The sequence below is a fragment of the Nocardiopsis sp. NPDC055879 genome, from assembly GCF_053615935.1.
The window spans coordinates 1-19,778 of sequence record NZ_JBSHCT010000045.1; the positions used below are offsets into that span (position 1 = coordinate 1).

The following is a 19,778-nucleotide window of genomic DNA, read 5'->3' on the forward strand; positions in this document are numbered from 1 at the left end:
CCGGCCTCCGTCGTCGCCGTATGCGGGAACACGCTCTGGCAGGTGTGCTGTGTGAAGTACGTGCTGGAGCGCCCCAACCCGCCCGAGGCCACCTGTACAGCCGAACCCACGGCCAACACCTCAAGGCAAGCCCACGCAGCGCGAGGATCCAACACCCACACTCGAACTCGCCCTGACGCTCAAGCGCCTTGACCAACACCCTCTGCCTGGCCTCCCCACCCCGACACCGCCCGATACGGGCGCTATGCCCTTTTCGATGGCCGTGGCCACCACTGGCCCCGTGGGGCGCTGGCCACAGGGGTGCCGGGGCCGGGGTGTTTGGGGCGACAGCGGGGCGCTGGTGGCCCCACACCGCCCCACGATCCGAACAGGGCGGGAACCGCCCGGCCCCGGCACCCCACGCCAACCCCGAGCCCGGGGACCACGGCCCCGGACATGAAGCGCCCCAGGCCTCGCGCTCACTCCGCGCCGCTATTCCTCACATCCAAGAATACATCTTTGGCCACTCAATTCTTTATCAGAGAATCGAGCGCAAACAAGGATGAACCGATCAGGCCCCCACTTAGACTGCGGCCGAAGCATGCACCCTTGAACACCTAGAAGAATTGAGTCATGCGTGAACACTCAAGGAGCGAAGAAGGGGCAGAGGGGCGGGCTGGGGAGGGACCAGAAGGGGGCGCATGGGGCGAGTGGCCAAGGGGCCACCGCCGGGGGCCGCCGCCCCCTACGTGAAGGTGACTACCCACTGGGTATAAGTCTGGACGTGAGTCACACCCCTAAAATCGGCCCTGACCTGCGATAATGAGTGTTTCAGGGGGGTCCACAGGGCGGGAGGGGTCGTTGGAGTGATCGGTGGAGGGTGCGTTGGAGTACTGATTCACTGGCTCTCACAGGCCCCTCAACACAGACCTGGGTCCGAGGACTTCGAGTGTGGGACGACCTGGAGAACCCTCCTTGAATCGGATGATGGGTTTCGTTTCTTCGATCATTTCCAGCACGACAGTGTGGTGTCGATTCGTCGAAGAAACACCCTCACAAGTTTTCTTCGGAATTCGTCATCTTGAGCACTACTGCCATCCCCCACCGCCCTCGTACGCCGCACTCAGCCCGTGCGGGTGACCACCGAGTGGATCTCACTCACCGGCACCGCGTCGGTCGACGACGTCGACAGGCCCCCACGACCCCGCCATCTCCAGTACTGGCGGACCAGGCCATCACAACAGGGCCGCCCCTGGAAGGGAACGGCCCTGGACGCTTCTGTGCGAGGTCAGGCCACGGGCTGCCGCAGCGCCTGCCACTGACGCACCACTGCGGCCAAGTCACTCATATCAAGAGGCAGCTCAGCACCACCCACTCCTGTGGCCCCGGGAACCGTGCCCTCTCGGCGGGGTGCCGGTGACACCGGCTTCGCGCGACGCCGGACATGCTGGTTCTTCTCGTGCACGGCCAGGTAGAGGCGCACGCCGCGCACCCCGTCATCGTCCTCACACCACCCGTGTCGACCCGTGTACAACTCCCGCCGGTGGGGCGGACCAGCCGTGTGCGGGTCCGTGTGCGCTTCCCCAGCACGGGGCCGAGGAACCTTCACCCGCACCTGGCCCACAACCCTGTCCAGGTCAGGTTCACGGCCTCCATCCGGACGCCACGCTGACAGTGGTGGACGGACCTCGACCGCGAGTCGAGCACTGCGCCCGGTAGGGCTGCAGAACAAGACGGCGAGCACCACCCCGAGGGCCCAACGCAGATGTGCACCCCAGCCCTGTCGGCGCTTGCGGTGTCGCCCGCTATGCTTTTCCACGATCTCCTCCTGCTCATCCGGGGGTTTTCAAGCCCCGGCCGGTGTTGCCTCACCAGCCGGGGCACCTCATCTCGTCTGGTTCGTGAAGACCACGGGCGACATCGGCCCTGAAGAGCCGAGCTGCACTTCCCGTCGTCATCCGGCTCAGATCACGGGCATCGTGGGCACGGGAAGCCGGCGACGGGCACGCTCCTCGACTAGGCCGCGCACCTCTGGGGCGTTGAGTTCGGCCCCATCGCAGTCCACCGCGAACCACACCCGCTTGCCCTGGCCACAGCGGTAGACCCCGCACACCTGCCGGGTGAAGGCCTGGATGAGAGCCAGTCCCCGCCCGTGCTCGGTCAGGAGCCCCACCAGTTCCCCGCTCTCGGGGAAGCACGGGAGGGTCGGTTCGGCGTCGTACACCTCGATCACTCCGCAATGCCCCGACCGTGCCCACACCTCCACCCCGACCTCGGGTCGGCCGTGCACCAGCGCGTTGGTGAACGCCTCGCTTACCGCCAGTCGGGCCACGCCTCGCCCGGCCTCACCGATCTCGGCCGTTGCCAACGCCTGGTCGACCAGCGCTCGCGCGAGCCCCACGTCCGCCGCCCTCGGACGCCTCCACGTGCACATGACCCCGCTCATCCAGCACCACCTCGTCTGTTCGCTTCTGAACCCGTGTCACCTCTGAATCGGCACCGCAGGTCTCCCACCGGTTCGGCTATCGATCTGCGGTAGGTCCATATTGATTTGCAACAACGCAAATTACAAGCGCAGCAAGTTGATATGCGTACAATGAGTAACGATGCGTGCTTCTTTTTCAGTGGGAAGATGACAACGCCAGCACAGCGACGACAGGAGGTGGAGATGCCCGAGGGCACTCCGGTCCACGGTTCACCCGCCCGACGGCACTACCTGGTCAGCCGGCTCAAACGGCTACGCACCCAGACCGGGCTCTCCCAGGAGGAGGCCGCCGAGGCGATGGGCTGGCACAAGTCCAAGGTCTCCCGGATGGAGAACGGCAAGTGGAAACGGCTGAGCGGACCGGAGATCGACGCCCTGTGCCGCCTCTACAAGGCCCCTGACGAACTCCGCGAAGAGCTCGCCCACATCGCCAAGGCCGCCAGCCGCAACCGGTCCGCAGCCTGGTGGAACGCCTACGAGGACGTCCCCGGCGGTGCGTACTACCCGTTGGAGTACGAGGCCGAGCAGATCTTCGAATACACGCTCGGGCTGTTCGGCGGCCTGGCCCAACACCCCGACTACGTCCGGGCCCTCATGGAACGAGGCGCGGTGCCCGACGAAGCCGAACGCGAACGCAGGTTGGAAGCCCGTGTGGAGCGAACCCGCAGCATCCTGCGGCGTGAGGCTCCCCCGCAGATGTGGTGGGTGATCGACGAACCCGTCCTCACCTGCCAGATCGGTAGTAACAAGGTGATGCGCACCCAGCTCCAGCACCTCCTGGAGCTGAGCGAGCACCCCACGATCAACCTCCAAGTGCTCCCGCAGTCCGAGGGCATGAGCCTGAACTACGGCTTCTCCCTGCTGTGGATCGGCGACGACCGCGTGGGCCATGTGGACGTCCCACCCCAGGGGTTGCTGTTCGACGCCCAGGAGGATGTGCAACACCATGAACTCAGGTCCCAGCACCTGCGGGCCGCGGCCGCTTCCCCCGAACGCTCCCGCGACCTGATCCGTGCCCGGATCACCGAACTCCCCTGAGGAAGGTCCCCACATGAACGACAAGACGACGCCCTGGCACAAGTCGAGCTACAGCAACGAGCACGGAACCTGCGTGGAGGTTTCCGAAGGCCCCAGCACGCTGGTCCGCGACAACCAGAACCCCCACCTGGACGTACTGGGTTTCCCCACCCAGGCCTGGGCCGACTTCCTGTCCGGGATCAGAGCGAACTGACGCTGGAGCCACCCATTCCAGGTGTTCACGGAGGAAGAGAAGGTGCGCGCTGGGCGCCGTCCTGTCTCGGCCTCCGACGAGCTCGGGCAGGAGCGGGCGTACGCACCACCAGGGCTCGGTGAGTCCCCACCGGGACAGGGCCAGGCGGAGCTCGAGGTCGCGCCTGAAAAAGCCGATCCTGGAGGTTCGTCTGCACCGGAACGAAAGCAACCGACGGATGGGGAAAGCGGAGAGCTCGCCTCGCCTGCGAACACGCGGTCGCTCTCGTCGTTACGACACACGGAACAACGGAGCGCCCCGGATCAACGAGACTCCGGGGCGGTAGGTGCTGCTACGTGCGGCGATGGGCTTTCACGCCCTGCAGGAAGCCGACCCACTCCGGCGGGGCGAATCGAAGGTGGCCGAGGCCGGGGTGCTGCGAATCGCGAACATCCGTTCCTCGAGCGCCCTCACGGGCCTCCAAACAGTTGGTGCCCCCGTTGCTGTAACTGCTCTTATGCCAGTCCGTACCAGGTGACACCGGTGACTTGTTCATCGCTCCAACCTCTTTTGCTCATTACGGAGCCGCTCCACTTCTTCCCGGATCCTGGCGAGGGACTGCTCCGGGCTGCCGGCTACTCCTTGTAGCGCGGTGTAGGCCATCCGATAGTTGGCGACCTCCACCGTGTTGGTGATCACCTGTCCTTCACGGATGGACTCCGCAACGAGCACCTCCGGGATGTAATCCGTGGTAATCAGCTTAAAGGCTCCCGAATTACCGGGATGTCGAGGTTCCGAGGCGGGGACGATCTGGATGCTGACACGTTCACTTTCGGCGAGTGCCACCACGTGTTCCAGTTGCTCCCGCACGATCTCAGCGGAACCGTACCTTCGGCTGAGGATGGACTCGTCCAGGACCGCCCAGATGCGGGGCGTCGGGGCGGCAGCGATCTTGACCGCGCGTTCGGCACGTTCCCTGGCCCGTGCGTCTACCTCGTTGGACGGGAGCCAGGGGGCCGCGTACCTGATGAGTGCTCGGGCGTACTCCTGTGTCTGCATGTAGGCCGGGAAGACCATGATCTCGTACTCATAGACGGCCGCGGCGCTGTCGATCATCCCGGCGATCTCGAACTTCCAGATCTCACCGCCGGAACCGGTGAGCTCCTTCCAGAGGTGTTTCAGTTTTCCGGGAGCCAGGGCCTTGTCCAGGCCGTCGCGGAGTTGCGCGGAGGGCGTCACGAGCCCGCGTTCGAGGTCGGAGACCCCTGTCTTCGAGGAGCTCACCTTCTTGGCCAGCGAGGTCTGGGTGAATCCGGACTCCTTGCGCAACCGCCGCACCTCAGCCCCGTAGGCAATAAGAACCCTTTTGTCTGTTTTCGTGGTGTCGCTGGAGGGCATGTGCACAGCCTGTCTCAGAATTCCACTCAGCGTCGACTGATTCCCACAAGTTCCGCAGTGATCGCGATAGTTCCGGAGTACTGACAGGCATCTTTACCTGCGTAATTCCGCACCTCACCATGAGAATCCGAACCGACTCCGGAACTCTGAACTCAGAGCACGGCTAACGCAGGTGGTGGACCAGTGCACGCAGCGACGATCTCCGTACCCTCGACAGTGGTGACGCCTCGACTTCCCCGGCGTGTGCCCGGGTACTCCACCGGTCAGCTCTCCCGTTGTTCTGGTCGGCGTCACGCAGCCTGTTTCAGCTCGGCATCACCGGCCGTACGCGAAGCCCGCGCCTGGGTTCGCCACGTGACCGGGCTCCCGACCACCGAAGCGGACCTCCTCGAACTGCTGGTGGCTGAACTCACCGCCAACGCCTGTACGCACTCCGCTTCTGGGGACGAAGGCGGCTTTCTCACCCTGCAGGTGGCCTTCCTTGGAAACTCCGTGATCCGTATCGGTGTCCTGGACCAGGGGCCACGTCCCGGTTCGCGCCTGTGCTTCCCCTCCGTCCAGGTCTCCGAAGCCGACGCGGAAGACGGCCGAGGCCTGGCCCTCGTGCAGGGAATCAGCCGACGCTTCGGGGTACTCGGCAGCATCGGCGAACCGCTCACCGTGTGGGCGGTGGTGCACCGCTCCGACCTGCGCGCCACAGCCGCGCTGTGACCAGGCGTGGCCGTGCAGTGAACCAGTCTCGGGAAACACCCTCCCCTCGGGTGTGCCCCGACCCGTCACACCCTTCCAACCTGCTCGCTCACCACATCCCGGGATTGAGCACCGATGTTCACCAAGCCATGCGTACTTCTTCCCCCGGCACGCGCACCTCCCCTGCGTCTACCCGAACACGTCACAACCACAACGAAGGAGAAACAGCATGACCGTTGTCAACACGCACGCCCCCGTCTCGACTCCCCCAACCGCTGTGGACGACCTGCTGGTGTCGGTGGAGGAGATCGCCACCCTGCGCTCGCGTGGCGACCAGCCCTCCGACGGTGGCGGTACCGGCCGCTCCGACACCAACGACGGCTTCCACTAGGAACTGAGGCACAATCTTGTCCGCTGACCTGATCAGCGGCCGTCTGGGCGGGGACTCGTTCCCCGCCCAGGTGCTCGGCCGCCACCACCGGCGCTACCCCGCCCCCGACAACGCCACCGACGTCTTCACGCACCTGCTCACCTGGCAGGACCTGAACCGGCTCCTGGCAACCCAACGCCTGAACAGCCCTCGCCTGCGCCTGTCCGCTGGAGAGAGCATCGACGTGGGCCGCTATACACAGCGGCGCCGCTACCGACGCATGCCGGACTGGGACGCTCCCGCCCCCCACCTGTTCCACCAACAGCTCCGCGAGGGCGCGACGCTGGTGGTGGACGCGATCGACGAGATGCACTCGCCCATCGGTGAGACGGTCTCCGGTCTGGAGTCCTGGCTGGGCACCGGAATCCAGACCAACGCCTACGCCTCCTGGACACCCAGGGAGGGGTTCGGCATCCATTGGGACGACCATGACGTGCTCGTGTTCCAGGTTGCGGGGCGCAAACGGTGGCGCATCTACGGAACCACCCGGACCGCCCCCTTGCACAACGACGTCGAGTTCGAGGAGGCCGCTCCCACCGTCCCCATCGACGAGTTCGTCATGGCACCCGGCGACATCCTCCATGTCCCCCGAGGCTGTTGGCACGCGGTCGCCGCCTCCGAAGGCGAACCCAGCCTCCACCTGACCTGCGGGCTGAACACTACAACCGGAGCCGACTTCCTCACCTGGCTGACCGCCGGCATGGTCGAACACGACGAGGTCCGCACCGACGTCCCGCGTGACCCCCGCCAGTTCTCGAACTGGTCCTACCGAATGTCCGAGCTCATCACCGCCCGGTTCCAGGACCCGGACGTGGTGCGCGCGTACTGGGGGCGACAGAACGAGACCGCCACGGCTCGCGCGGCGTTCAGCCTGCCCATCGCCGTAACCGGAGAGCTCACCGATTCCACTCGGCTGCGCCTGGCGACCAAGCGAGGCACCCTGAGCATGACCGGGGGCAGCCTCACCTATCTCGCTCAGGGACGACGCTGGACATTCGCCGCCCAGGTCTTCCCGCTGCTCTCCCATCTGGACGAACAGCACAGCGCCACGGTGAAGGAACTGTGCCGGCTCGACCCCGGCATCCCACGGGAGACCCTCGTCGGCCTTCTCCGCAGGCTGTTGGAGGACGGTGCCCTTGTCTGGGAAGGCGAAGAAGGATGACCTTGCTCGGCCTGGGCACCTACCGCAGCCGCGATGCCGTCACCTCGGCGAGCATCGCGGCTGCGGCCGGGTGTCCCCTCATCGATACGGCCCCGGTCTACGGGGACGGAACCCACCAGGCATCCATCGCGCCCGTACTCGCGGCACACCCGCACATGCGGATCGCCACCAAAGTCGGTCACATGACGACCAACCAGGCTTGGGCGGCACTGTCCAGCGGGGTGATCTCCGAAGCCGACGCCTTGCGGCGACACAGCATCACCCCGGACTACGTGACCCATCAGGTGGCGATGTCTCGGGCAGAGTTGCAACGCAGGAGTCTGGATCTGGTGTACCTCCACAGCCCCGAACACCGCACCGGAGATCGGGAAGCTTTGCACGCCGGCATCCGGCGTGCGTTCTTCGCTCTGGAAGAAGAACGGGACGCGGGTACTCTGCTCGGCTACGGCATCGCCACGTGGAGCGGATTCAGCGAAGACATGTTCACCGTCCCTGAGCTGTTGCGACTCGCGCGGGAAGCGGCGGGTGGGTCTCGAACAGGCCTGTCCGCCATCCAGTTGCCCGTGTCCATGGTGGAGGTCGAACCCCTCCGTGAAGCTCTGATCCAACAGGGCCCCATCCCTGCGGCTGAGCAGGCAGGATTGGAGGTGTGGGGGTCCGCTCCGCTCCACGGTGGGGACCTCATCCCACACATCAATGACCGTCTGGCCGACTACGTCTCCTCCGGTTCCACAGGCGCGCAGGCCGCTCTCAAAGTCGCCGCCTCAACACCAGGACTCACCGGCCTGCTGGTCAGCACCACCCAGGCCGGACACTGGTACGAGGCTGCCGACGTGGCCGCTTCCCACCCGTTGTCTCCGCTCCGACTCAAGGAGATCTGTGACCTCCTCGCCTCCGTCCCCTGACCTGATCCCTCGATGGCACCATGCAGCTCGCGCTCTCAGTGTCGCGGTCGATCCCGGAGCCGAGCTGCGCGGAGGGGTGGTCGGGAGAACGATCAGCGGGCCGGTCTCCTTCAAAGGTGTCCCCGCCTGGTTGCGGCTGAACAGCGCACCTCGACCAGGCGGGAAACGGTGGGAGGGCCCCGGACTCGCAGACGTGTTGTTGGACGAGGCGATACCGCGTCCAGCACTGCTCGGTGAGCACGCATGGACCGAAAAGCGTGCCGATCAGGCATTCCAGGCTCAGCTATGGGAACACCTCAAAGGACAGGTGCTGTCGGAGTTCCCCTACTTGACCGGTCCTCCCCCTGTGTCCGGCCGCTGGTGGCGAGAACTGCGCAATGGCATGGACCAGCTCCGTGAAACTCCGACCTCACTCGGCCGCCAGGTCATGACACAGGAGTTCATCAACCGCATCCCCCGGTTCATCCCCGAACTGGCGGGAAGGGACCTGACCGTGCCGAAGTGGGAGACAGCTCATGGAGATCTACACTGGGCGAACCTCACCTCAGACCCGCTGGAGATCATCGACTGGGAAGGGTGGGGCCTCGCCCCCGCCGGGTACGACGCCGCCGTCCTGCACGCTTACGCACTGCCCCGGCCGGAGACGGCCAAGAAGGTTCGCAACGCCTTTGCCGACGTGCTGAACACGCCCAGCGGCCGGCTCGCCCAACTCGTGATCGCAGCCGAGATCATCCAAGCCGCAGAGCGCGACACCGTACACAAGCGTCTGGAACCCGACGTACGTCAGCACCTGACCAAAATGCCGGCCCAAAGCTGAGAACAGCACCTCATGACCGCTGTCGAGACGAAATTGCCCGTCCTCCCACTCGGACCCGTATACGCCGCTCTGCGGGCCAGGAAGGCCCTCACACCAGGGTGAGCACTCGATACACCGCTACGACCGTGAAGGCATCGACGCTTTCGCCGCGTTCGATCACCCTCACCACGGGAGACGTGGCCACGATGTACTGGAGGGTGGCGTTGACCGTGAACGGTCAGATGTACGGGTTCTCGTCCACGTACTCCGCGGCGTGGATCGCCCACGGCGTGCTCACACCGAAACCCTGCGCCGATTCCAAGAATCAGTGGAGCGGTCTCGAGGGATATGATACGTGACGGGTACGTTCAGCCCCCCCGGGTTCAACCCAAGCGTTCGAATGCGGAATAAGTCCAACGCTGGGGAAGGGTGGAGTAGCGCATCATGGCCCGCTCGATCGCGCGGGCGGCGTCGTAGCGCATGTCGGTGACCGCCTCGGTTTCGGTTCCGGTCAACTCGGTCAGGTCCAGGCGCAGGACGCGGGCCAGGCGGATGAGGATCTCGTGGGAGTCCACCGACAAGATGCCACGTTCGACCTGGGAGAGCCAGGACTCGGAGCGTCCCACGAGTCCGGCGAGCACGCTCTGGGAGTAGCCGTGCCGTCGTCGGGCGCGTTTGATCGTCTGGCCTCGAGTGACGGGGTCCACGCTGTGCCTTTCGGTCAGAGCCGGTTGACGGTGTCGATGACCTGCTGCCAGGAGGGCAGACGGTCCTCATAGGGGGCGTCGGGGTCGTGAAGGACGGTGACCGGCTCCATTGCGCGCAGCGTTTCCAGGGAGCGGACGAAGGCCGGGTGGGTGGCGAGCTGGGGTTTGCAGTGCGGCACCACCACGGTGGGTACCCCGTATCCGACCATCTCGCACAGCAAGGCGATCGCGAAGTTGTCCGCCAGCCCCTGGGCGAACTTGTTCGTGGAGTTGAAGGTCAGCGGACAGGCCAACACCACATCGGCGGGAGGAAGGGGTTTGCCCTGGCCAGGCATCCGGAACGCCACGCGCACCGGTTCGCCTGTCAGTTCCGCCAACTGGTCCTGATCGTGGAAGTCCGCGCCCGTGGGGGTGGACAACACCGTCACCTGCCAACCGTGGCTGTGCAGGGCTTGGACCAGCTCGGTCGCCCCTTCCGGCGCGGGGGCTCCGGACAACACCAGATACAGGGTTCTCGGCATGAGCTCGAGTCTAGAGGCGGGCCGTGCTGGCGAGCCGCCACTTCTCGACCCTCAGATGAGGGATGGTAGCGAGTGACGGGAGGCGATCCCGGCACACAACACTGGTGGCCGCTCAGACGCCGGAGGTTTCGCCTGCGTTGCTACCTCGCAGAAGCGATGAGGACAGCTCGTCGCGCTAGGTCCACTTCTGTTGATATCCCTCGCAGGGGCGTTGAAGACCCGTGCACCCCTCGGGGCGCGGCCATCGCTCTTCGGTGACGTGCGAGCTCTGGCCAGCCCACCGCCCAGGATCCAACGAACGCGCCCTGAGGTACCCCCCGAAACTCTTCCCGACGCCCCGTCGGTATATTTACCGACGTGGCGTCGGCAAGTGACGCCCTCACATGCACGCAGAGAGGTCCGACATGTTTCTAGCCATGCGCGAACTGTGGTTCGCGCGTTCCCGCTTCGGACTGATGGGGGGAGTCGTCTCCCTGATCGCGGTGCTGATGGTGCTGTTGTCGGGGCTGTCCTCGGGCCTTGTGGAGGACGGGGTGTCCGGTCTCCAGCGCCTTCCCGTTCACAGCTTCGCCTTCGACGAGGAAACAGAGGTCAGTTCCTCCTTCTCCCGCAGCCGTGTGGACGAGGAGCAGCTCCAGGAGTGGCGTGAGCAGCCCGATGTCGCTGAGGCCGCGCTCTTCGGCAACCTGCTCGTCAACGCCCGCAGCGACAACGACGTGCCCATCGACCTGGCCCTCTTCGGTGTGGAGGAGGACTCCTTCCTCGCTCCGCAGGCCCACGAAGGCGACGACCTGGGGCAGCGCGACGGTCTGGTCGTCTCCCAGAGCGCGATCGAGGCCGGCATCACCCTGGGCGATGTCCTGACCGTGGACCGGTTGGGCACCGAACTGGAAGTCGTCGGATCCTTGGAGGACAAACACACCTACGGCCACGTCGACATCGCCTACCTGCCTCTGGAGACCTGGCAGGAGATCTACGCCGGTGTCACTCCCGAGCAGGAAGCCGATCCCGCCGTCTACACCGAAGCTACCGCCGTGGCCCTGCGCGCGGAATCCGGTGAGGAAATCGACCACTCCGCAGGCGACAGCGCCGCCGGAACCATGAGCCTGCCACTGGAGGAGACCTTCGCCGCCTCTCCCGGATACAGCGCGGAGACTTCGACCCTGGACCTGATCAAGGCCTTCCTGTACGCGATCTCCGCGTTGGTCATCGGTGCCTTCTTCACCGTCTGGACGATCCAGCGCAAGCACGAGCTGGCCGTGCTGCGCGCGATGGGCGCCTCCACCGGCTACCTCGTGCGCGACGGCCTTGGACAGGCGCTGGTCATCCTGGTCGTGTTCTGTGCCCTCGGGCTCGGTGTGGGCATGGGAACCGGTTCCCTGATCACCGGTTCAGGGGTGCCCTTCCTCCTGGAGGGGGCCGCGGTCGCGACGGCGGTGGTCCTGCTGATCGTTCTCGGACTGTTCGGCGCGATGGCCGCAATCATCCGTATTTCCTCGATCGACCCTCTGGCTGCCCTGGGAGGACAGCGATGACCATCACCACAGCATCCAACGCAGAACCCACCGATAGGAACGCCGAGGGACTCCTTCTCGAAGGCGTGACCCTGCGCTTGGGCGATGGGGACACCACCGTCACCGCCCTGGACGACGTGTCCATCGCCGTGCGCCCCGGTGAGCTGGTCGCGGTGGTCGGCCCCTCGGGCGCCGGTAAGTCCAGCCTGCTCGCCGTCGCCGGCGCCCTCACGGTGCCCGACTCCGGCATCGTCCGTGCCAACGGCAAGGACATCACCGCCTTGTCCAAGCGGGCCCGAGCACGCTTGCGCCGCGACCACATCGGTTTCGTGTTCCAGTCGGGAAACCTGCTCGGAGCCCTCACCGCCGCCGATCAGTTGCGCATGATGTCCCACCTTGGTCGAGGGGGCGGAAAGCGCGACCCCCAGCGGCTCCTGGAAGAGGTCGGCATGGGTGACAAGGCGAACCGGCGGCCTCATCAGCTCTCCGGTGGGGAGCGCCAGCGGGTTGGAATCGCCCGCGCTCTGATGGGCGAGCCCGGGGTCCTGCTCGTGGACGAGCCCACGGCGGCGCTGGACCGTGCCCGCAGTCACGAGATCGTCCGGTTGCTCGCGCAGGAGACCAAACGCTCCGGTGTGGCTACGATGATGGTCACCCACGACCACGATGTCCTGGAGTACTGCGACCGGATCGTGCAGATGACGGACGGTCGTCTATCGGAATGAGCACGGAGGGGCTCTTGCCTCGGATCACAGCGGCCACGCTCGCTGACCACCAGGCCAACCAGCGTCGGGCCGTGCTCGACGCGGCGCGGGAGATCTTGGCCGAGGTCGGCGGCGGTGCCCTGTCCCTGAGCAAGGTCGCCGCCCGGGTCGGCCTGGCGCGCTCCAGCCTCTACCAGTACTTCGACTCCCGCCAAGATCTGCTCGACGCACTGGTCGAGGACCTGTTCCCCCGCTGGTTGCAACTGGTGACCGGCGCGATGGACGGGGAACCGTCCCCGGCCCTGCGCGTGCTCGCCTACGCCAACGCCAACCTGCGGTTGGTAGCCGACGGAGAGCACGCGGTGGCCGGAGCGCTGGCCGCCGCCTCGCCCGGAGCGGACTTCGCCGAGCGCAGCCGCGTGATGCACGACCAACTCTCGGCCCCTCTGACCGAGGCGCTGGAAGCTCTGGGAGTCCCGAACCCGTCGGCCACCGCGGAACTGGTCAACGCCGTAGTCCACAAGGCTTCGCGCATGATCGAGTCCGGTATCTCCCTGGAGGACACCTCGGCGAGGGTCGAAGAAATCCTCCGCCCCTTCCTCACGGCCCAGGAGAACCGGCACAGTTCCTGAGTTCGCTCTTTTCGGGCCTACCGGCCCGGGAAGGCGCCAGGATCGACCGTGATCCTTTGAGCCCGTGCGGAGCCCTCTTGTTCCTACCACCGTACAAAAGCACCTTTTCCTATTGACGGCCCTGGGGTGGCTCTGCCGTCCACAGAATCCTGTCTTCCCGGACTGATCGTCGCCGACCGCTAGGAGCAGCAGCGTGTCAGGCATGCCCCGAACGGACCTGTTCCCAAGGTTTCGGGCTGCACGCCGAACCCCGGGTCTTCTCCCCTTCGACTTGCGCCGTGCCCGAAACCACCGAAAAGGAAAATGATGTGAACAGCGAAAGCCCCGATCAAATCGCACAGAGCATGGCCTCGGCCAGCGACACCCTGATCATCGCCATGGTGGTGACGTACGCGGTCGCCCTACTCCTCTTCGCCTTGGAGGCTGCCTTCGGCCGACGCACCGAAATCTCAGGAAGCCGGCTCTGGGGTCGAAGGACGCTCCGCTCAGAGCAGGAGAACCGACCCTTGGATGTGATCACCACCGAACGCGCCGAACAAAAGACCACCGCACCCAGGAACGCCCTGGGGCGTTTGGCCCTGGCCATCACCGGAGCGGGTTTCCTACTCACTCTGGCGCAGGTCGTCACCCGGGGACTCGCCGCGGGGCGCTGGCCTTGGGGCAACATGTTCGAGTTCGTCGTCACTCTCTGCCTGGTAGCCGTCGGAGGGCTCCTGTACGCCTCCTGGAGATACCGGGCCCGTTTTCTGGGCGTGTTCGTGCTAGTACCGGTGCTGATCCTGTTGGGCATCGGCGTCCGCTGGCTGTACGTCGACCCGGGACCGCTGATCCCAGCGCTGCAGTCCTACTGGGTACCGATCCACGTCCTCGCCGTGAACATCGCGGGTGGCGCCTCCATGGTCTCGGGGGCGGCCGGAGTCACCTATCTCCTCTCGCACCGGGCTGAGACGAAGCGTGCCCGAGGCGAGAAGGTCGCCGGGATCGCGGGCCGCCTGCCCAGCCCCGAACTGTTGGACCGCATCTCGCACCGGTTCATCCTGTTCGCGTTCCCGCTGTGGACATTCGGCATCATCGCCGGTTCGATCTGGGCGGACGAAGCCTGGGGCCGTTTCTGGGGCTGGGACCCCAAGGAGGTCTGGTCGTTCATCTCCTGGGTCATCTACGCCGCTTACCTGCACGCGCGGGCGACCGGCGGATGGCGCGGGCCCAAGGCGACGTGGATCAACGTGCTGGGCTTCGCTACCGTCCTGTTCAACTTCTTCGCGGTGAACTACATGTTCAGTGGCCTGCACTCCTACGCCTGAGGAAACCGGGAGGGCTCTTCGCCTCGGGAAGACACACCTGCGGCGAAAGGCCCTTCCTTTCGGTGTTTTGTGCCGGGTGTGATGGAGGGTCATCGGCACGGCCGAGCCCTGAGGAGGTTGAGCGGGTTCTTCGACCGACCGCTACACCAACAGGAGGATTCACGGCCTCCCCAACAGCCAGTACAACTGAAACCGTTGCTAGCTGGTAGAGCACGCACTGCAAGGGCACGAGAGCCATCCTCCGAAAACCTCGCCCTTAACCATCGGACGCTTCCCCCGCTTGCGTGCTCCGTTCGTGCTCCGCAGTTTTGGACCGGGACGTCACCGGGCGGAACGCCATGACACAGAACGGTATCCGGATTCGGATGGCGTGGGACGGAACGGTACGTAGCGACACGTGACGGTACGCGACCATAGAACTTCTAATCCGACGGCCGCAGGTTCGAATCCTGCCGGGTGCGCCACAAAACCCCAGGTCAAACGGGGTTCACGAGGACCTCGGAAGAGGTCCTCGCGGCTTTTTTGGGCGATGTGTGCTCCTGGTGTGCTCCCCAGTACAAGGTGAGTGCAGATGGGGCTCGACCTCGCGGAGCCATGGCCGTTTCCGGACAGCAGTAAACACCGTTTCGCCCTGAATCGTGGCTACTACGTACGGTAACGTCCTGGTTGCTCCCTCACGCCTTGAACCAGTAGGAATCCCTATGTCCACCTCCACCGGGGTCAACCCCATCGAAGCGATGAACGAAGCCGAACAGGCCGAGGAACTCGCCATCCGCACCATCTCAGCGGCCCCCGCCCTCGAAGACATCACCGATGAACTCAAAGAAGCCGTCTCCTCCTACGTCGCCTCCGGCGTAGAGAGCTTTGAGATCAAGACCTTTGAAAACATCAGCCAACTCGCCCAGAACTCCGTGAACCTCGCCCAAGACGTACAAGGAGCCGACCTGGAGATCGCGGCCACCGACCATGATGCTTCGGACGAGTTCCGCGACGGCCTGGACCTGCTGGACATCCCCGTCAACTTCTGACCCCGACCAGAAGAGCACACCGACATGACGACTGGATCCACCCCCACGCTGGGGCTTCCCGGCGACATCGACGCCGACCCCGCCACCATCCGCAGCGGCGCCGAAGCCCTGGTAGAGCTGCGTCTGTCCCTCACCGGACAAACAGAGGAGACCGACGCCGGTTTCCGTAGCAGCGCGGGCGAGTTCACCGATCTTGTGGCCTGGGACATCACCACGGCCGCCGCCGACGAACTCATCCTGTGGGAGGACACCACGCGGGATCTGACCTACGGGGCCGCCACCTTGAAACAGTGGGCCCAGGACATCGAGGACTACCGGGCCAAGCGCACCAACCTCGAGGACAGGTTCAACACGGCCCTTGCCGAAAGGGTCGCCGAAGAACCCGTCGATCTCCTCAAGGAAATGCTCCTGGAGGAACACCAGGGTTACTGGAACACCCTGATGGACCAGGCCGAGGAAACCTCCGACTCCCTGCGGAACGGACCCTCCGCAGATGCCTTGGCACGCATGGCCCAAACCGGGCTGTTGACCGGCACCCAGCTCTCCTACTTCGGCGACAACTACCCCGGCATGCTCCCCGACGATCTTCCCAGCCCGGACGATCACCCCTCCACCGTCAACACCTGGTGGCACTCCCTGGACGAATCCGAACAACAGCAGGTCATGGAGGATCACCCCGACCTCCTGCGCGATCTGGACGGGGTCCCCACCACTGTGCGCGACCAACTCAACCGGGACCACCTGGACGAGGAGATCGAACGGTTGGAGGAAGAGATCGAGGACATCGAACAAGAGCGCGCAGAGGCTGTTGAAATCATCGGTGGTTCCGATGGTGATGGAGATGAGAACGTCTACATCCCCCCGACCGACCCGGCCAAGCTCCGAGAAGAACTCAATACGCTGACCAGGCTGCACGGGGACCTCAACGCCGAAGGCGCCGACAGATACCTGCTCGCCCTCGACCCCAACGATCGCGGGCGAGCCATCGTGTCCAACGGCAACCCCGACACCGCCGACAACGTCGCCACCCTCGTCCCAGGCACCACCACCACCTGGCAAAGCATCGACGCCCAAATGGGCCGAGCGAACTCGCTCATGGAGTCCGCGAACGACGCAGCGGAGAACGATGAACATGCCGTGATCAGCTGGATCGGCTACGACGCTCCCAACTTCGCCGAGGCGGCTGGAACCGGGCGCGCCGAGGGTGCGGTCGATGAGCTGAGCCGGTTCCAGGACGGTCTTCGTGCCACCCACGAGAACACCACGCGCTCGAACAACACCGTCATCGGGCACAGCTACGGCTCCACTGTCGTCGGACACACCGCTCAGAGCGAGGCTGGCCTCAACGCCGACGAGATCGTCCTGGTAGGCAGCCCCGGCACGAACGCCCAGCACGCGTCCGAACTCGGGTTCCTCCCTGAGAACGTACACGCCTCAACAGCGAAGAACGACGGAATCACCGGCCTCACCGATCTGACACACGGCGCCGACCCCACCAGCCCCGAATTCGGAGCAACCGTGTTCGAATCCGATGAGGGCAGCGAAGGAGGCCAGTGGCCACTCGGAGCCGCCCACTCGGAATACTTTAAGGATGGTTCGCTCTCTCTGAAATACATGGGAGAAGTCATCGCTGCAGAACACTAGAATGATTATGAAAATGAACCGACTAAAGATTACGGCCTGTGCCACCCTGGCCTCCCTCACATTTACAGCCTGCAGTACCGAACCCGGACAGAGAGCAACGATGGAAGAAACAATTACTCAAGACGAAGCCGCCGACAAGGTCAAGGAGCACATTGATGGAGTGATGTCCTCACTCCCAGACGAAGCCGAACTCGAAACACGGCAAGGCATGAATTATGCTTCCTGCGACGATCCAACTGATGGTGGACCGAAGGACCGAGTTACCGTCAGCGAAAGACTATGGATCCGGGGGCTCCCAAGCGAGGAGAACGAGTCCAACATCGAACTAATGCACGACTACTGGGCCAATAACGGATATCAGGTAATTCACGATCTACGTCCAGACGAGCTGTTCGTGACCGTGGAAAATGAAACAGACGCTTTCAACGTATCCGTCCAAGTCAGCGACGAGGGCAGCCTCTCGATTGGCGCTTCTTCCCCTTGCGTGTGGCCAGAGGGAACTCCAAAGCCCTGAGGATGATTGCGCCCGGCCGGGCACGCTCTTGGCCGGGGAACTCCCTGCACTGCAGATAACGATGGCCGAGACGCTCACGACCGCGACCGTGTCCAACGACAATCCCGACACCGCCGACAACGACGCCACCCTCGCGCCAGATGCCACGACCACCTGGCAGAGCACCGATACCCACATGGGCCGAGCGAACTGGCTTGTGGATACTGCCAACGAGGCGGACGATAACGCCGACGAGATCGTCCTCGTGGGCAACTCTGGTACGAGCGCTCAGCACGCGTCCGAACTCCGGTTCCCTCCTGCGAACGTGCACGCCACAACAGCGAAGAACGACGGAATCACCAGCCTCACCGATCTGACACACGGCACCGGCCCCACCAGCCCCGAATTCGGAGCAACCGTGTTCGAATCCGACGAGGGCAGTGAAGGAGGCCAGTGGCTGCTTGAGGACGCCCACTCAAAATACTTCCACGAGGACACCGCCTCCTTGGAGCACATGGGCGAAATCATCGTCGGCCAGCACTGACTAGGGAACAAACATGACACTGACATCACGACTGGTCTGCGTTGTCACCCTCGGGCTGGCTCTGAGCGCGTGTGGATCGACACAGGATGGAAACACCGAGATGAACGAGTCCATGACCCAAGGCGAGGCCGCCACAAAGGTCCAGGAACACATCGACGGTACTCTCACCGCACTTCCTGACGAAGCCGAACTTGAGACGAGGCGCGGTACCCTCTTCGCTGCCTGTGACGACCCCACAGACGGCGGATCAAGGGACCGAGTCACAGTCAGTGAGACCTTCTGGGTTCGCGGACTGCGGGTCGAGGATAACGAGACAAACGTCGACCTGGTACTCGAGTACTGGAACAGTAACGGCTACGAGGTTGTGCGGGACAGACGACCAGAGAAGACATCGATATCGGTTAATCACGCTGAGGACTCATTCAGTGTCTCCGTGCGTATAAGCGATGATGGAAGTTTCTCTCTCGCTGCCAGTTCTCCTTGCGTGTGGGCCGAGGGCACCCCGAACCCCTGAAAATTTTTGCACCTGTCCCGAAATTACCCTCTGTCCAGCAATAGATTCTGAAGACTTCCCATTCCTCTTATCCGAAAGATTCGCACCCACATCGAAACAGGAAATATATAAGGACGGCCAGGACAACCACCAGCACAGAATCATAGGGCTGGAGATACAGAAAAACCTCGACCAGCCCTTTGATCCGATGGTCCATCGGCCCCAGACATGAGGAAACCCCAGGCCAGGACGGGTGAACCCGTATCCTCACCTGGGGCCTGTGGCCCTTGTGGGGCTCCTGGTGTGCTCGGCGGTACCGGCTACCGCACCGGGACCAAACCACTCACCGGCGCCGAGGTTCCGCGCAGCAAAGCGGCGGTGGCTTCGGCCGCTGCTTTGGCCACCTCGGGAAACACCGTCTGGTAAGTGTCCTGCGTGAAATGGGTGGTGGAGTGGCCCAACTCGGCAGAGACCACCTTCACGTCCGTTCCCGCTGCCAGAGCCATCGAGGCGGCCCCGTGCCGGAGCCCGTGCAACGTGATCGGCGGCAACCCGGCCGCCCGTGCGATGCGGGTAAACCAGTCACTCACATGCGAGGGGTGCCACCCCTGCCCGTCTTGTCGGGTGAACACCAACCCCGAATCCGACCACTCCGCCCCGGCCTTGAGCCGGGCTTGGTTTTGGAACTTCTTCCAGCCCCGCAACACCTTGACGGTGTCGGCATCCAAGGTGATGGTGCGCTGGCCCGCCTCGCTCTTGGGCGTGGAGGTGAAGGTTTGCCAGGACAGTTGCACCACCTGGGTGCGGATATCGGCCTCTCCATCGGTGAGGCGGGTGTTGGACCAGGGCAGGCCGACCGCTTCGCCTCGACGCAATCCTTTGACGGCGATCAGGTGGAACAGCGGGTGCAACCACACGTACTTCCGCGCGTGCGTAAGAAAGCGCCTGGTTTGTTCCGGGGTCCACACCATCACCTCCCCCGGAATGCCCCCGTCCTTCTCCCACTGACGAACCCGACCCGGGGTCCACACCAACGGTTTCTTCCTCAGAGCGTGTTTGAGAAGGGGTAACGGTCCGGGCACTTCCCCCACGCTGCTGCTGTCAGGCCGCAAGCATGAGCCCCATGCCGCGACGCCCGA

22 protein-coding genes are annotated in these 19,778 nt (G+C 64.5%); 16 read left to right on the plus strand and 6 right to left on the minus strand.

The genetic code is table 11. The features are described 5' to 3' along the window. Positions 1-1,942: 1,942 nt before the first annotated feature. The gene (locus ACWGKS_RS28785; protein ID WP_452456534.1) at positions 1,943-2,425 is read right to left on the minus strand and encodes an ATP-binding protein; all 483 of its coding nucleotides are present in this window, start codon (positions 2,423-2,425) and stop codon (positions 1,943-1,945) included. A 186-nt stretch (positions 2,426-2,611) separates the two neighbouring features. On the opposite strand from ACWGKS_RS28785, the gene ACWGKS_RS28790 reads away from it, so the two are divergent. Together ACWGKS_RS28790 and ACWGKS_RS28795 are read left to right on the plus strand one after the other, a co-directional pair. Continuing rightward, on the plus strand, positions 2,612-3,502 hold the full coding sequence (locus ACWGKS_RS28790; protein WP_358510055.1) for a helix-turn-helix domain-containing protein: 891 nt from the start codon (positions 2,612-2,614) through the stop codon (positions 3,500-3,502). 13 nt (positions 3,503-3,515) lie between these two features. Further along, a complete protein-coding gene (locus ACWGKS_RS28795; RefSeq protein WP_358510058.1) occupies positions 3,516-3,695 on the plus strand; it encodes a DUF397 domain-containing protein in 180 nt (59 codons plus the stop codon). A 331-nt stretch (positions 3,696-4,026) separates the two neighbouring features. Here the strand turns inward: ACWGKS_RS28795 and ACWGKS_RS28800 are convergent, their stop codons facing one another. Next, positions 4,027-4,230: a DUF397 domain-containing protein gene (locus ACWGKS_RS28800; RefSeq protein WP_358510061.1), complete on the minus strand. Its 204-nt coding sequence runs from the start codon at positions 4,228-4,230 to the stop codon at positions 4,027-4,029. Further along, a complete protein-coding gene (locus ACWGKS_RS28805) occupies positions 4,227-5,072 on the minus strand; it encodes a helix-turn-helix domain-containing protein (RefSeq protein WP_358510064.1) in 846 nt (281 codons plus the stop codon). Before ACWGKS_RS28805 ends, ACWGKS_RS28800 begins: the two co-directional genes overlap by 4 nt. A 243-nt stretch (positions 5,073-5,315) precedes the next feature. Between ACWGKS_RS28805 and ACWGKS_RS28810 the strand changes: the two genes are divergently transcribed. The 5 genes from ACWGKS_RS28810 (at position 5,316) to ACWGKS_RS28830 (ending at position 9,076) form a co-directional block, all read left to right on the plus strand. Further along, on the plus strand, positions 5,316-5,783 hold the full coding sequence (locus tag ACWGKS_RS28810) for an ATP-binding protein (protein ID WP_358510093.1): 468 nt from the start codon (positions 5,316-5,318) through the stop codon (positions 5,781-5,783). A gap of 208 nt (positions 5,784-5,991) precedes the next feature. Next, entirely contained in the window at positions 5,992-6,153 is a 162-nt protein-coding gene (locus tag ACWGKS_RS28815; RefSeq protein ID WP_358510067.1) for a hypothetical protein, read from the plus strand. Positions 6,154-6,169: 16 nt separating this feature from the next. Beyond that, positions 6,170-7,354 carry a cupin domain-containing protein gene (locus tag ACWGKS_RS28820; protein ID WP_358510070.1) on the plus strand — a complete coding sequence of 395 codons (1,185 nt, stop codon included), beginning with the start codon at positions 6,170-6,172 and terminating at the stop codon, positions 7,352-7,354. Continuing rightward, positions 7,351-8,259: an aldo/keto reductase gene (locus tag ACWGKS_RS28825; protein WP_358510073.1), complete on the plus strand. Its 909-nt coding sequence runs from the start codon at positions 7,351-7,353 to the stop codon at positions 8,257-8,259. The genes ACWGKS_RS28820 and ACWGKS_RS28825 overlap by 4 nt, the downstream gene beginning before the upstream one ends. 193 nt (positions 8,260-8,452) lie before the next feature. After that, entirely contained in the window at positions 8,453-9,076 is a 624-nt protein-coding gene (locus tag ACWGKS_RS28830) for a phosphotransferase (RefSeq protein WP_452524820.1), read from the plus strand. 362 nt (positions 9,077-9,438) lie between these two features. Here ACWGKS_RS28830 and ACWGKS_RS28835 read toward each other — a convergent pair whose 3' ends face one another. After that, entirely contained in the window at positions 9,439-9,762 is a 324-nt protein-coding gene (locus ACWGKS_RS28835; protein WP_358510079.1) for a helix-turn-helix domain-containing protein, read from the minus strand. A gap of 14 nt (positions 9,763-9,776) precedes the next feature. After that, positions 9,777-10,283 (minus strand): flavoprotein, encoded by a 507-nt coding sequence (locus ACWGKS_RS28840; RefSeq protein WP_358510082.1) that lies wholly within the window; start codon positions 10,281-10,283, stop codon positions 9,777-9,779. A 416-nt stretch (positions 10,284-10,699) separates the two neighbouring features. Here ACWGKS_RS28840 and ACWGKS_RS28845 point away from each other — a divergent pair, with 416 nt between their 5' ends. The 9 genes from ACWGKS_RS28845 (at position 10,700) to ACWGKS_RS28885 (ending at position 18,660) form a co-directional block, all read left to right on the plus strand. After that, the gene (locus tag ACWGKS_RS28845) at positions 10,700-11,818 is read left to right on the plus strand and encodes an ABC transporter permease (RefSeq protein ID WP_452456531.1); all 1,119 of its coding nucleotides are present in this window, start codon (positions 10,700-10,702) and stop codon (positions 11,816-11,818) included. Beyond that, entirely contained in the window at positions 11,815-12,522 is a 708-nt protein-coding gene (locus tag ACWGKS_RS28850) for an ABC transporter ATP-binding protein (protein ID WP_452456530.1), read from the plus strand. Before ACWGKS_RS28845 ends, ACWGKS_RS28850 begins: the two co-directional genes overlap by 4 nt. 14 nt (positions 12,523-12,536) lie before the next feature. After that, positions 12,537-13,133: a TetR/AcrR family transcriptional regulator gene (locus ACWGKS_RS28855; protein ID WP_452456529.1), complete on the plus strand. Its 597-nt coding sequence runs from the start codon at positions 12,537-12,539 to the stop codon at positions 13,131-13,133. Positions 13,134-13,477: 344 nt separating this feature from the next. Continuing rightward, positions 13,478-14,437, plus strand: coding sequence for a c-type cytochrome biogenesis protein CcsB (ccsB, locus tag ACWGKS_RS28860; protein WP_452456609.1), 960 nt, complete (start codon positions 13,478-13,480; stop codon positions 14,435-14,437). Between the two features lie 701 nt (positions 14,438-15,138). After that, positions 15,139-15,465, plus strand: coding sequence for a hypothetical protein (locus ACWGKS_RS28865; protein ID WP_452524824.1), 327 nt, complete (start codon positions 15,139-15,141; stop codon positions 15,463-15,465). 24 nt (positions 15,466-15,489) lie between these two features. Further along, a complete protein-coding gene (locus tag ACWGKS_RS28870; protein ID WP_452524826.1) occupies positions 15,490-17,109 on the plus strand; it encodes an alpha/beta hydrolase in 1,620 nt (539 codons plus the stop codon). A gap of 100 nt (positions 17,110-17,209) precedes the next feature. Continuing rightward, positions 17,210-17,623 carry a hypothetical protein gene (locus ACWGKS_RS28875; protein ID WP_190318397.1) on the plus strand — a complete coding sequence of 138 codons (414 nt, stop codon included), beginning with the start codon at positions 17,210-17,212 and terminating at the stop codon, positions 17,621-17,623. 61 nt (positions 17,624-17,684) lie between these two features. Beyond that, a complete protein-coding gene (locus ACWGKS_RS28880; RefSeq protein WP_452524828.1) occupies positions 17,685-18,146 on the plus strand; it encodes an alpha/beta hydrolase in 462 nt (153 codons plus the stop codon). A gap of 13 nt (positions 18,147-18,159) precedes the next feature. Further along, entirely contained in the window at positions 18,160-18,660 is a 501-nt protein-coding gene (locus ACWGKS_RS28885; protein ID WP_452456523.1) for a hypothetical protein, read from the plus strand. Positions 18,661-18,959: 299 nt separating this feature from the next. Here ACWGKS_RS28885 and ACWGKS_RS28890 read toward each other — a convergent pair. Further along, the coding region (locus ACWGKS_RS28890) for a site-specific integrase (RefSeq protein WP_452524831.1) at positions 18,960-19,778 on the minus strand (819 nt) is incomplete at its 5' end.